Origin of the sequence: Mycolicibacterium vinylchloridicum (assembly GCF_013404075.1) — a bacterium.
Taxonomy (GTDB): domain Bacteria; phylum Actinomycetota; class Actinomycetes; order Mycobacteriales; family Mycobacteriaceae; genus Mycobacterium; species Mycobacterium vinylchloridicum.
In genome coordinates this window covers 47352-60525 of record NZ_JACBJQ010000034.1, presented here as the reverse complement: position 1 = coordinate 60525, position 13174 = coordinate 47352, and the positions used below count along the sequence as shown (strand labels likewise).

Below are 13174 nucleotides of genomic sequence, written 5' to 3'. Positions count from 1 at the left end.
CCGTTCCCGACGAACTCGTCGACGACTCGGCGATCGTCGGCGACATCGACTACGTCCGCAAACAGATCGCCGCCTGGGAAGCCGCCGGCGTCACCATGATGGTCATCGGCGCCCGCAGCCCCGAACAAATCCGCGAAGCCGCAGACCTGGTGTAGCTCAGCGGCTGTGGGCGGCGAAGAACTGCCCGATGGCCGCCGAGGCGTCGAATCTGGCTTTGGGGACGGTGGGCCAGGTGTGGCCCCACCCGTCGATCGTGACAAAAGCGACTTCGGTACCGGCGGCGCAGCCGGTGGTGGAGAGGCGTTCCCCGCCGGGGATGGGCGCCTGGACCGCGGGTGGGCAATGGTCGAAGGCCAGCCAGCGGTCGGCCATCGTCGGCGCCGCCACGACGGTGCTGGCTCCACCACGGCCGATCATCCGGCCGCCGCGATAGCGCACCACCGAGTCGCTGGTGCCGTGAACTGCCAGCACCGCAACGGGTTTCGACGGATTGCACTGCACGCCGCTGCCCAGCGTGCCCGCCACCGGTGCGATCGCGGCCACGAGGTCCGCACGCTCGCAGGCCAACCGGTTGGTCATGAACGCACCCGCGGACATTCCGGTGACGAAGACCCGGCCGGGCGGGATGCGGTAGGCGCGGGTGAGCCGCCCGATGAGCGCCGCCAGGAACCCGACGTCGTCGACCCCTTGTCGATCGGGCTTCGACGCACCCCGTCCGTCGGCCCAACTGAGATCGATGCCGTTGGGGTAGGCCACGACGAAACCGTACCGATCGGCGACGGCGTTGAAGTTGGTCTGCGCCGACTGCTTGGGCCCGGTCTGGCTGCCACCGTGCAGGTTCAGCACCAATCCGTTCGGATGCTCAAGTCCCGCAGGCACATGCAGGAGATAGGTGCGCTGGATCCCACCGAATGTAATGGCACCGGGCGGATCGGGACTGGCGGGCGCCTGCGCGGCTGGAACCGCGAAAACGAACAGAAAGGCAGCAACGATTGCTATCACACGCCGGAGCACAAGAAGCAGTGTGCACTGTAGCCGGCGGTAGGCCACGTTGGATCGCGGCCGCGTCCTGCGCCGGCCACCTATTGGTCACGTCGCCGACAACACGCGCGCCGCCGGCTCACGGCACGAACCCGCGCCGGCAGCCGGCGAAAACCGTCGGCCCCTTGTCGAGCAGCTCACCGAGCGACACGTCGCCGGAAGCCGATCGCAAGTCGGCGATCGGCGGAAGCGAAAGGTGCACTTCATAAGCGAGCATTCCGGTGCCGCCGACCTCGCGGCAGGTCATACCTGCTCGCTGTCCGGCGTCCCGGCCGAACTCGCTGTCCAACCGGTCGCGCACTGCGCTCAGAGAGACATGGCCGCCCTGGGCACCCTTGAACACCGGGTCGAGGGCGGCGGTCACCTGGGCCGCGAGCGTGGTGGCGATGGTGAAGTAGTCCGCCGGCGGCAAACCCGAGCAGGTGCCGTGCGCGGACCATTCGTGGGGCGCCATCACCGAGGCGTCCGACATCATCGACTGCAGGTTCGTCTGCACCGCCGCCGGTAGTTGCAGCGCCGGTAACTCAGGGGGCTGACCATTCTTCGATACTCCGCAGAACTGCTGAGTCGGGGGCTGGGGCCACAACCCGTGCAGGATCAACGCCGGCCCCAATGCGCCGACGTGGCCGCTTCGGCAACCCGGGTTGGCCGGATCGACTTTGCAGAGGCTTGGCCCCCAGGTGACCACGAGCAAGCTCGAACTGCTGGTCGTCGTCTCGACCTTGGACGGTTCACGCGGGCGGTCGACGACCAGCACACTGACGACGACGGCCGCGACCACCACCGCCCCCAGCGCGGCCGATATGGACAATACGGCCACGTCACCTCGCCGCATGCGGTACAGCTTGTCACGACCACCCGTCAACGTTGACGGATTGCGAAAGGTCGCCATGCAGGTGCCGCTGCCGAAGTGTGCCCAGCGATGAACGATATCGATCGCTGGTTCGAACGCACGGCCGGCAGACGCAACCGGGTGCCCTCCTTGTACGCCAGCCTCCTCACCGGCCAGATCTTCACCTACTTGGCGTACCGCCTGCGCTTTCCGCTGCTGCTCGCCACCGCACAGTTCGCCGTCCACGTCGCCGAGTTCTTCCTCATCCTTTCCAGCCTCGGCGGCATGGCGGCCTTCACCGTGATGATGCTGAGGGTCGGCAGTCTGATCGTCGGTGGCGCGTGGTGGGGACTCCTGGAGGTCATGCGCGAGCGACTGCGCATGTTCTCTCGATTAGGGGAACGGGATGCGGCCGGATACGAGATCGGCAGCTGGCTCGTCCTGGCGGTGATCGTGACGGTGATCGTGACCATCGGCGGGGCTCTTGCCCTGGCGTTGCTACATCCGTCGGGCCATGATCCCGTCGCCCATCTGTATGCCTTCCTCATCGTGGCGGAGCTCGCCATCAATTTCCCGGTTCGGGCACTGCATTCCGGCGTATACGCCACACGGCGCGTCTATCGACCGCGTTGGTCGATCTTCCTGTCCCCCGTCGTGCAGTTGGGGGTGATCAGCCTGGGCTTCTACTACTACCCCGCGGTCGCTGTCATCGTCGCGATCATCGTGTCGAACGCCATCGCCATCGCGATCACGACCCACTACTCGCTGGAGACCTATCGGGTGATCGGGCTTCGCCCCAGCCTGCGGGCGCCCTGGCAGCGGTTCTGGCGGTCGCTTCCGAAAATCCCGCCGCTACTGGGCATCAAGACGACGTTGTCCGGTCTCGGGCTACGGCTGGACGCCGTCCTGGTTCTCGCGATCGTCGGCATTTACGGCACCAGCACGCGGTCCTTCGATCTCACCGCCGCCGTCTCGTCGTGGCGGCATGTCGACGCCTTCCAATTCTTCTATCTGGTGCTGCCGCTGTTTCGCGGCACGTACGACAGTGCCGGCATCTTCTACTTCGACCTCGTTCGGCTACGTGGTGTTCCTGCCTTGCACGAGCTCCGACGGGTGTTCTTTCACCACCTGCTGTGGATGACGCCGATGGTCTCGCTGTACTACTGGGCGCTGTCGGCCGCGCTCGGACTGCTTGTCCTGCAGGATGTTCCGATAACATTTCTGATCGCGCTCGTCCCACTTTTCGTGGTGCACAGCGTGATCGGCATCTACCAGATCCGTCTGTTCGCCGATGGGCGGTTCGGCACCCACCTGGCAACCATCCTGTTCCTGGTCGTGCTGTTGTGGCTGGTCTGGATAAAGCCGAATCCCGCCTCCGACCTCATCCAGGTCACCGCAGCGTTGATCTTGCAGCTCATCCTGCTGATCAATCTGCAGCATCTGCGCGACCGCCGGCACCCCGCATTGCCCACACTGCTCAGCCTGGGCGACTGGCTCCACCAACTGGCCCTCGAACCCGGCCCGGTGCGCGTCGGCGAGATCGCGGTCCCCGAATCGTGCACTACCAAGCAACGATCGGCCGCCGTACAGCTGTTGCGTCAATCGTTTGACGGCAAAGGGCATGTGGCGTTCCGTTCGCCGAGGAAACTGGCCTACTACGAACGTGCGCCGCAGGGTTCGTGTGGCCCACCGCCCCACCTCCTGCTGCAAACCCTCAGCGGAGGCGCGGTCAACCGCGGTACCTGCTCGCAGGCGCCGATCGACGACGGGCGCAACGCCTTCCACCAATGGATTCCAGACGTCGACCTGGCGACCGCCCCAACGGATCTGGCGACTCTGACGCACGAATTTCGTTCACTCTTCCCGGACGGAATCGTCTTCGATCTGGTAACCCTCGATGGCGCGGACGACATGCGTCGCCTCGACGCGGACGTTCTCGTGAGGGCCTTGCCGGCTGTCACGCGGAGCCTCGACGATGGCGTCGCCACCGTCGTGTTGTCCGACCGCAGGTTCACGCCGATCTACCGCCAGGGCGTGCTCCGGGTTCTGCTGGTATCCCCGCCCGATCCTGACAGGGACCGCGCGAGGGAGATGGCCGCGATTGTCCGTGCCTCGCAGATCGGCGAGGCCGCAAAGCGAGTCGGCGATGGCTGATCCCGTAGACATCGAACGGCACCTGGCCGACCCGAAGACATACGAAGACACCATCCTCCGGATCTTCACGAAGAAGCGACAGCGCGGGATGACGTTCAGCGAGGTCGACGACAACGGTGTGACCTACTTCGACACAGCCACCAACCGGCGAACGCTCTCCCGGGTGATCGCCCGCAGCGTGGCGAACGACGAATATCGGCCTCAGCCAGTGGATCTGTGGATCCTCGACAGTAAAGGGAAACAGCGCGCCGCACACATGCCGACGTTCACCGACCACGTCGTCGGATCAGCACTGTTCCAACTCATCTCGCACAATGCCTGCTGCTACGGCCTTCCCGGTGTCTACTCCTATCTACCCGGCAAGACCAACGTGACAGCGATGCGATCCCTCGCCGCTTTTGTCCGTGCCCACCGCACGAAAGTGGGCGACAAGGGGCCGCCGCTTTACGTTCTGCAATCCGATTTCGAACACTACGGCGATAATCTTCCGGTCGGCCCCGACGCCGCACTGTGGCCGATCCTGCGCGAGGTGGTGGGGCTTGGTAGCTCGAATGGAAATGTATCGCAACATGTTTGGGATCTCATTATCCGACTGGCCCGCCCGGTCGTTCGCGACCAGGACGGCGCGCAATTCACCCGGGTACATGGCGTGGCCATGGGGACCCCGCTCGTCCCGATGCTCGCAGACCTCGCCGTCGTACCGATGGACAAGGCGATCTTGGACATCGACGGCATTTTCTATGCCCGGTACAACGACGACTTCCTGATCGCCCACCCGGATCTGACCGCACTGCACGAGGCGGACGCGCGAATCGACGCGTTGCTCGATGAACTGGGCGTCAAACGCAAGCTCACGAAGGAACTGCGGACCGCGCTGAGCGCGACGGGTCAGACGTGCGCCGACGATCCCGCCTATCGTGGGCGCGGGCGCATCGACTCACTTGGTCTCTCGGTCAGTCACGCCGGCACCCTGGCCGTAGGCCCCCACCGGCTGCGCCGCTTCGTCGCGCGGGTTGCCACCCGAATCGACGGGGTTGCGGCCGGACTCCGTCGGCTGCCGCCCACCGAGCGAGCTCGTCAGCTCGTCGCCGCCACAAATGTGATGCTGGATGTGACGAGCCCCTTTGCGGTTGCCGGCCTGCCATCCTTGCTCGACAGCACAACAGATCGAGGGACGTTGAAAGACTTGGACTTTCGCATCGCTCGCAAGATAGTACAGGCCGCCACGGGGCGGCCGGGAGTACTGGGCTTTCGGGTGGTGTCCCCGGCGGCACTACGAGGCGAGATGGGCTTGGTGTCGTTGGTAAAGCTGCGCAACGAACGGTGAAGACCTTGCCATGAGCACCGGCATGCGATTCAATGCCTATGAGTGCGCGGACCCCGCCTGGTGCGGCTTTCTCGAGGGACCACAGAGGCTGTGGCTTTCAGTCCTTCATTTTTTCGTTTTTCCCCGCGCCCTCGCTTGCGCGTCGAGGCCCTGTCATCGATCTCCGCGGCTGCAGGTGGGATTCTCGGGCTTGGCCGGCCAGACACAGACGTCGAGGAAGGTGTTGGTGTTGTAGCCGCCCCCGTCGAACACGCCGTAGGCGCTGTCTTTGGTTCCGGTGTAGGTGGCGCCCCCTCCGCCATCGCCGCCCGAGGTGACCATCGTGGTCACCGACCAGCCCTTGTCCTGCAGTGCCGCCTTGTAGGCCGTCATCACATCATTCGGCGGTCCGTCGACCTTGAAGAACAGGTGGATCCCGCCGTCGGCGATGTTGTTCGGCCCCTTGGTCTCCTGGCTGTTGGCCGGTGTCGGCACCAGGCCTGGAAGCTTGTCGGTCGCGACCGGGGCCGCACTGCTGGCCGGCGACGCCGAGCCGGTGCCCGATTTGGAGTCAGAGTTACTGCAGGCCGTGCCGGCAATCCCGATCACCACGGCAACGGCCGCTATCGCACACGCTCCACGTCTCATGGGTCCCCCTCTGGGTGTCATGCGCACAGTAGCCCACCTGGGGCCTCCCAGGTTGCGACACGGTCACGGATGGATACCTATCGATACAGGACCGGTCACAAGGGACTCACGGCTCCCTATCGTCACATGGGATAACAGACGTCACAGCGACGTCCCGCCCCGAAAGGTGTGTCGTGTCGCCGCGCCCCCGCATTCCTTCGTTGTCACTGGCCTCGGCGCTTGTCGTCGGACTGTGCGCATCGACAGGCGTCACGCCCCCGGTGGCCAATGCCGACCCGTGCGAGGGCGCTTCTGCCGCAGCGCAACCCGCAGCGAACCAGGCGTTCCAGATTCCACAGCCATCGGCGATCGCGCCCTTCGACCGCCCGATCGGGCACAAGCCCGCCGGGGCGAATGACCAAGCGCCACTGCCGGCGTTGGGCAAGATGCTTATCAATGCGTTCATCCCGAACGCGGGGCAGGTGCAGAAGCAGGCCGCGGTCGCTCCGTCGCCCAAACCCGCACCCGCCCAGCCGCAACCGGCACCGGCCGCGGCGACGCCGGCACCGTCGACCGCGCCGGCAGGTACCTCGGTCGTCGGCTGGGTGACCGGCCCGGACAGCCCGAACCAGACCATCCAGAAATTCGCGATCACCGGCACCGACCTCGGAATCATGTGGGACAACGGCGATCCCGCGCACCGCCAGGTTCTGATGGCGTTCGGCGATACGAACGGTTTCTGTCAGATCCCTGGCAAGCAGTGGCGCTACAACGTGCTGATGCGCAGTACCGACGGCTCGCTGGCCAACACCGTCGCGGTGCCCGACGGCGCCGTCGGCAACAAGTACTCCGGCTCGCCGGTGTGGCGGCCCGGTATCGCCAAGCAGGTCGTCAACAGCATCAACCGCGCGCCGGAGGAGACGGGCATCATCCCGACCTCCGGTGTCGCCGTCGGGTCGCAACAGTTCATGAACTTCATGTCCATCAAGAGCTGGGACAACTACGGCGCGTGGACGACGAACTACTCGGCCGTCGCGGTGTCATCCGACAACGGTGAGACCTGGGGTGTCTACCCCAACACCGTCCGCCAGCCGACCAACGGCAACGAGAAGTTCCAGATGGGCGCGTTCCTCAAGCCCGGCCCGGGTGACCCGTACATCTACTCGTTCGGAACGCCCAACGGGCGCGGCGGATCGGCCTACGTGGCACGGGTGAACCCGGCCACCATCCCGGACCTGGCGACGTACGAGTACTGGAACGCCGACACCAACTCGTGGGTGGCCGGTAGCCCGGCAGCGGCGACTCCGGTGATCCCGGGTCCGGTCGGAGAGATGTCGGCCCAGTTCAACACCTATCTGAAGCAATACCTGGTGCTGTACTGCAACGGCAACAACGACGTGGTGATGCGCACCGCGCCGGCGCCGCAAGGGCCGTGGGGCCCCGAGCAGATGCTGGTGTCCTCCATGCAGATCCCGGGCGGCATCTACGCGCCGTTCCTGCACCCGTGGTCGACGGGCCGGGAGTTGTACTACAACCTCTCGCTGTGGTCGGCCTACAACGTGATGCTGATGCATACTGTGCTGCCCTGACGGCCCAATTACTACCCAAATGGCCCAGCGGTGGGACACTCAAGGTCATGGACGACACCAGCGACCGACGCGTCGAAGACTCCATCCCGACCGAGGTCCTGGATGGAGCCGAAACCGAACAGGCGGCCGAGATCGTCGTCGACGCCGCGATCCGCAAGACCATCTCCCCGGCAGCACTGGGCCGGATGCTGGTCGACGCCGGCCGCAGCGTCGCCGACGAAGACGACCTGTTGACCTTGTTGCAGCACGTCGCGGGTATCGCGCACGAGGCCATCGACGGCGCCGACTACACGGGCATCACGATCGACCTCGGCGGCCTGACGTACACCGCGGTGCACACCGACGAGCGCACCCTGCGTATCGACAGCGACCAGTACGCGGCCGGCGACGGGCCGTGCCTGCACGCCGCGCGCACCCGCAGCATCGTGTTGCTCGGGTCCGAAGAAGCGATGCAGCGTTGGCCGGCGTTCGCCGCGGCCGCACGCGCGGAGGGCGTCAACAGCTTCCTGGCCGCGCCGCTGTTCACCGACGAGCAGACGCTCGGGGCGTTCAATCTGTACGGGCGGGACTTTCACGCCTTCGACAGCCTGGACGCCGAGATCCTCGACCTGCTGACCACCGCGGTGTCCCGGGCGATCGGAGATTTCGCGCGGTTCAAATCCGCGCACGACACCGCGGAGTCCATCCAGCGGGTGCTGCAGACCAGGGCACCGATCGAGCAGGCCAAGGGTGTGCTGATGGCGATGCGCGGCATCGACGCCGACGAGGCGTTCGATGTGTTGCGCGTGCAGAGTCAGGCGACGAACGTGCCCGTTCGCGTTCTCGCCGTGGATTTCCTGGACAAGGTCACCGGCAGCAACGGCGAGCAGAACTAGAAGGTATTGACCAGCGTTCGGCGCTCGGACATCTCCCGCGACATCGTGTAGTGGTGGTAGTGCGTCGCGCACTTGACCACGCTGACGAACAGGACGCCCGGATCCGGCCGGCTCCGAAGCATCTTCCACATCCGACGCCGGTAGACCTGCCGCAGGTGTGGATCCGGCACGTTCTTCATCAGCAGCACAAACAGGCCGAAAGCCCGTCCGCCGTCTAGCAATTGCGCTTTTCTGCGGCGCCACGGATGCTCGCGCAGGTACGCATTGCGGGCCCGCCCGAAGTCGAATTCGCGTGTGAGATAGAGATTTTCGAGACGCTCGAAGTACGAATCGGGATCGTACAGGTCGCGCATCAGGGCGATGTAGCCGTCGCGCAACTCATCTCGGCTCATGTTCAGTGGAATCACATTGGTGCCGAAGGTCTGTTCGTCGTCGAGATCGAGTCGGCCCTCGTTCTTCAGGCGCGCATGCAACGGCGTCTTCGGGATGGCCGCGAGCATGCCGACCATCGCGTGCATGATGTCGGTCTGGTTGATGAATTCGGCTTGTTCCTTGAAGATTCGGGCATCGTCGTTGTCGAAGCCGACGATCATTCCGCACCAGACTTCCAGCCCGGAGTCCTGCACCTTGCGGACGCGGTCGACGATCGTGCCGCCCTTCTTCACGTTCTGGTACTTCTTCGCCTCTTTCAGCGAGTCTTCGTTCGGGCTCTCGATGCCGATGAAAACCACCGTGATGTTGGCGGCGACCATCAACTCCATCAACTCGTCGTCTTCGGCGAGGTTCAGTGACGCCTCGGTGAAGAACTGCAGCGGATATCCTTCGCGCTCCTGCCACTCGTGGACATCGGCCAGCAGCACCTTCACGGCGGCTTTGTTCCCGATCAGGTTGTCATCGACGATGAACCCGATCGACAGGCCCGCTTTGCGCATGGCCTCCAGTTCGGCGATCACCTGAGCACTGGTCTTCAACCTGGGCTTGCGGCCGAACGTGACGATGATGTCGCAGAACTCGCACTGGAACGGACAGCCGCGGCTGAACTGGATGCTGCCGAAGACGTAGTTCTTGGTCTTGAGCAGGTCGTAGCGGGGCACCGGGACCTGTGTCATGTCGGTGCGGTCGGCCTGCTCGTAGCGGTACTGGTGCCGGCCGTGCGCCCAGTCGTCGAGGAACTGCGGCCAGGTGGTCTCGGCTTCGCCGACGAAGATGGCGTCGGCCAGGCCGTCGAAGTAGTCCTCCTGCACACTGACCCACGGACCGCCGACGACGACGAAGACGCCACGGGCTTTGAGCTCGCCCAGGATCTCGCGCATCCGCTGGCGCTGAACGATCATGCCGGTCAGGCCGACGATGTCGGCCTGGGCGACTTTCTCGAAGTCGATCTCCTCGACGTTCTCGTCGATGAGCGTCACGTGGTGCTCGGCGGGGGTCAACGCGGCCAGCAGCGGCAGGCAAGCCGTCGGGACGTTGCATTTCTTGCCGAGCAGCGCCAACGCGTGCTCCAGGCCCCAGTAGGACACCTCGAACCGGGGATTGATGATGACAATGTTTGCCACAGTCGTCTGCTCCGAATCGAACCCGTAAGACGTCAGGTGGCGTTGCTTGCCATGCGGAGCCTAGCAACATGACCTGGCGAAACGAGTCAATCGCACATTGTTGGGACGAGGCCCGGATGGAGTCTCTTCCCCGTTGACGGTAACGCTGCGTCCTCGGTTCGGTCACGACCTTTCGTGGGCACTGCAGATTTGGTCCAGAGGGTGGTGTGATCGCAGACGTGGATCCGGTAGGAGCTCTGTGCTGCCTGCTGATCGCGATCGCCGCGCTGGCCGCTGTGGGTGGATACGTCGCGGGCGTCGTGCGTCAGCGGCGACAGCACCATGCGCGTCGATACTTCGCCCTCGGCGTGGTCACCGGCTTCGTCGGGGCCTCGGTGCTGCGCCACCGGCTGGGCCGGACCGTCGCGCGCAGCCTCGTCCTGCCCCGGCGGTTGGACAATCCGCTCACTGTCGCGGCCTTGCAGCTTCGCCGGAAGCTACCAGGGGCTCGGTGAGTAGTCCTTCAGGAAACACCCGCGCAGGTCTTCGCCCAACTCGCCCCGGACAATCGGGTCGTACACGCGGGCGGCCCCGTCGACAAGGTCGAGCGGGGCATGGAAACCCTCTTCGGCGAGCCGCAGCTTGGTTGGGTGCGGTCGCTCGTCGGTGATCCAGCCGGTGTCGACGGCGGTCATGAGAATGCCGTCCTTCTCGAGCATTTCACCGGCGCTGGTGCGAGTGAGCATATTCAGGGCGGCCTTGGCCATGTTGGTGTGCGGATGCCCCGGGCCTTTGTACGCCCGGCCGAACTGACCCTCCATGGCAGACACGTTCACGACGTACTTGCGGCGCGCGGGCGATGCGGCCATCGCGGCGCGCAGACGGCTCACCAGAATGAACGGCGCGGTCTGGTTGCACAGCTGAACCTCGAGCAGTTCCATCGCGTCGACCTCGTCCACGCGCTGCGTCCAGCTGTTGATTGGCGCGGTGTCGGGCAGCAGACCACCCGCGTCGATCGCGGTGCCCGCGGCGATCCGCTCCGGAGAGGCACTGCGGGCGACGAGGGCGAGTTCTGTGACCGGCGGGCAGGAGCGAAGCGACCCGGGAATCGATGGAGCGTGCGGACTTTGGTGCTCGGCGAGGCTGCCGGCGAGGGCTGCCGGATGGGCGTCGCTCACCCGGTCGAAGGTGACCACGTCGACGAGTTCCGGCGCCGGGGACCGCTCCGCCTCGACCAGTGCCGCGTAGGAGCCGGGTGCCCGGCGCACGGTCTGCGCGGCGTTGTTGATGAGGATGTCCAGCGGGCCTTGGGCGGCCACGGTGTCCGCGAGCGCGACGACCTGAGCGGGGTCGCGCAGGTCGATCCCGACGATCCGCAGCCGGTGCAGCCAGTCGGCACTGTCGGGCATCGCGGCGAAGCGGCGCACGGCGTCGTTCGGAAAACGGGTGGTGATCGTCGTGTGGGCGCCATCGCGGAGCAGCCGCAGCGCGATGTACATGCCGATCTTGGCGCGGCCACCGGTGAGCAGAGCCCGCCGCCCGGTCAAGTCGGTGCGAGCGTCGCGTTTCGCGCGGTTCAGCGCGGCGCAGTCCGGGCAGAGTTGGTGATAGAACGCGTCGACCACCGTGTGGTGGTTCTTGCAGATGTAGCAGGCGCGCGAGCGGATCAGCGTTCCCGCGCTGGCCCCGACCACGTTGGACACCAGGGGCAGGCCAGCGGTTTCGTCATCGATACGTCCGGGGGCCCCGGTGGCCGTGGCGGCGATGACGGCACGGTCGGCGGCCGACACCTCGTCGCGTTTGGCGGCGCGGCGGGCTTTCTTGACCGACTTGAACATGGCCGCTGTTGCCCGACGCACGGCGACGGCATCGGGGTGCTCGGGCGGCAACGATTCGACGTCAGACAGCACCTGCAGGCAGGTGCTGAGCTTGTCCGGGTCGATCGCGCTCACCACGGAAGAATAGGGCGTACTCGACGTAAGTCCTGCATCGAGAAGGCCCCTGCAGCGTCGTCGGGGCTTGGATTCGGTGCTCACCCGGTAGCGTGCGGGCGTATGCGCTTCGGTAGCTTCATGGCCCCCTTCCACCCGACGGGGCAGAACCCCACGCTGGCGATCGAGCGGGACCTCGACCTGATCGTGGCGATGGATCGCCTGGGATTCGAGGAAGCCTGGATCGGCGAGCATCACTCCGCGGGATTCGAGATCATCGCCTCACCCGAGGTCGTGATCGCCGTTGCCGCTGAGCGCACCAAGCACATCAAGCTCGGCACCGGCGTGAGCTCACTGCCCTACCACAATCCGTTGATGCTGGCCGACCGCATGGTGCTGCTCGATCACCTCACCCGCGGCCGGGCGATGCTGGGCTGCGGCCCGGGACAGCTGACATCGGACGCGCACATGCTCGGCATCCCCGCCGACGAGCAGCGCCCGCGCATGGAACAGTGTCTCGACGCGATCATGCGGCTGCTGCGCGGCGAGACCGTGACCATGCACACCGACGGGTTCACCCTCCAAGACGCACGCCTGCAGCTGAAGCCCTACAGCGATCCGTGCTTCGATGTTGCTGTCGCAGCGTCCTTTTCGCCTACCGGGCCGCGCGGCGCCGGCAAGCACGGCATCGGCATGCTGTCGATCGCGGCGACCGCGAAGCAGGGCATGGACCTTCTGGCCCACCACTGGGCGACGTGGGAGGACGTGGCGCGGGAGAACGGGCACGTCGCCGACCGCTCGAAGTGGCGGCTCGTCGGGCCGATGCACCTCGCCGACACCCGCGAGCAGGCCGAGCGTGACGTCGAGTACGGCATCGCAGAGTTCTCCCGCTACTTCAGCCACATCCTGCCCGCGGGTCCGGTGCAGGGCGACACCGCGGCCGAGATCATCGCCAACAACCGCGAATCGGGCTTCGCGGTCATCGGTACGCCCGAGGACGCCGTCGCCAAGATCTCCGAACTGGTCGAGGCGAGTAATGGCGGCTTCGGCGCGTTCCTGCTCTTCGATCACGACTGGGCACCGCCGGCGGCAAAGCTGCACAGCTACGAATTGTTCGCGCAGTACGTGATGCCGCATTTCACCGGCCAACTCGAGGGGCCGGAGGCCTCACGCGACTGGGTGACCGGCAGCGGGACGGAGTTCGTGGATCGCGCCGCGCATGCCATCGGCAAGGCGATCGAAGACCATGCCGCCGAGCAGGAAGCGAAGAAGGCGGCGCGCTAG

The 13174-nt window shown here is 65.7% G+C and carries 11 protein-coding genes and 1 pseudogene; 7 read left to right on the top strand and 5 right to left on the bottom strand.

Going from position 1 to position 13174, the window contains the following annotated elements; genetic code table 11:
• Positions 1 to 155, top strand: a pseudogene (locus HPC46_RS35125) (LLM class F420-dependent oxidoreductase); the annotation flags it as partial.
• A gap of 1 nt (position 156) precedes the next feature.
• Here the strand turns inward: HPC46_RS35125 and HPC46_RS24030 are convergent.
• A complete protein-coding gene (locus tag HPC46_RS24030) occupies positions 157 to 1002 on the bottom strand; it encodes an extracellular catalytic domain type 1 short-chain-length polyhydroxyalkanoate depolymerase (protein ID WP_325096753.1) in 846 nt (281 codons plus the stop codon).
• 118 nt (positions 1003 to 1120) lie between these two features.
• Positions 1121 to 1876 carry a ribonuclease T2 family protein gene (locus tag HPC46_RS24025; protein ID WP_233716609.1) on the bottom strand — a complete coding sequence of 252 codons (756 nt, stop codon included), beginning with the start codon at positions 1874 to 1876 and terminating at the stop codon, positions 1121 to 1123.
• An 87-nt stretch (positions 1877 to 1963) separates the two neighbouring features.
• Here HPC46_RS24025 and HPC46_RS24020 point away from each other — a divergent pair, with 87 nt between their 5' ends.
• Positions 1964 to 4027: a hypothetical protein gene (locus HPC46_RS24020; protein ID WP_179474613.1), complete on the top strand. Its 2064-nt coding sequence runs from the start codon at positions 1964 to 1966 to the stop codon at positions 4025 to 4027.
• Positions 4020 to 5354: a reverse transcriptase family protein gene (locus tag HPC46_RS24015; RefSeq protein WP_179474611.1), complete on the top strand. Its 1335-nt coding sequence runs from the start codon at positions 4020 to 4022 to the stop codon at positions 5352 to 5354. The genes HPC46_RS24020 and HPC46_RS24015 overlap by 8 nt, the downstream gene beginning before the upstream one ends.
• A 153-nt stretch (positions 5355 to 5507) precedes the next feature.
• Here HPC46_RS24015 and HPC46_RS24010 read toward each other — a convergent pair whose 3' ends face one another.
• Positions 5508 to 5981: a hypothetical protein gene (locus tag HPC46_RS24010; RefSeq protein WP_179474609.1), complete on the bottom strand. Its 474-nt coding sequence runs from the start codon at positions 5979 to 5981 to the stop codon at positions 5508 to 5510.
• Between the two features lie 173 nt (positions 5982 to 6154).
• On the opposite strand from HPC46_RS24010, the gene HPC46_RS24005 reads away from it, so the two are divergent.
• Positions 6155 to 7549: a glycoside hydrolase family 183 protein gene (locus HPC46_RS24005; protein WP_179474607.1), complete on the top strand. Its 1395-nt coding sequence runs from the start codon at positions 6155 to 6157 to the stop codon at positions 7547 to 7549.
• 47 nt (positions 7550 to 7596) lie between these two features.
• On the top strand, positions 7597 to 8424 hold the full coding sequence (locus tag HPC46_RS24000) for a GAF and ANTAR domain-containing protein (protein WP_179474606.1): 828 nt from the start codon (positions 7597 to 7599) through the stop codon (positions 8422 to 8424).
• Here HPC46_RS24000 and HPC46_RS23995 read toward each other — a convergent pair.
• Positions 8421 to 9980, bottom strand: a complete 1560-nt coding sequence (locus tag HPC46_RS23995) for a B12-binding domain-containing radical SAM protein (protein ID WP_179474604.1) — start codon at positions 9978 to 9980, stop codon at positions 8421 to 8423. The two genes, HPC46_RS24000 and HPC46_RS23995, sit on opposite strands and share 4 nt — an antisense overlap.
• 206 nt (positions 9981 to 10186) lie before the next feature.
• On the opposite strand from HPC46_RS23995, the gene HPC46_RS23990 reads away from it, so the two are divergent.
• Positions 10187 to 10474 carry a hypothetical protein gene (locus HPC46_RS23990; protein WP_179474602.1) on the top strand — a complete coding sequence of 96 codons (288 nt, stop codon included), beginning with the start codon at positions 10187 to 10189 and terminating at the stop codon, positions 10472 to 10474.
• Here the strand turns inward: HPC46_RS23990 and HPC46_RS23985 are convergent.
• Positions 10457 to 11911, bottom strand: a complete 1455-nt coding sequence (locus HPC46_RS23985) for an SDR family NAD(P)-dependent oxidoreductase (RefSeq protein WP_179474600.1) — start codon at positions 11909 to 11911, stop codon at positions 10457 to 10459. The genes HPC46_RS23990 and HPC46_RS23985 overlap by 18 nt on opposite strands.
• A 102-nt stretch (positions 11912 to 12013) precedes the next feature.
• On the opposite strand from HPC46_RS23985, the gene HPC46_RS23980 reads away from it, so the two are divergent.
• Positions 12014 to 13174, top strand: a complete 1161-nt coding sequence (locus HPC46_RS23980; protein ID WP_005141036.1) for an LLM class flavin-dependent oxidoreductase — start codon at positions 12014 to 12016, stop codon at positions 13172 to 13174.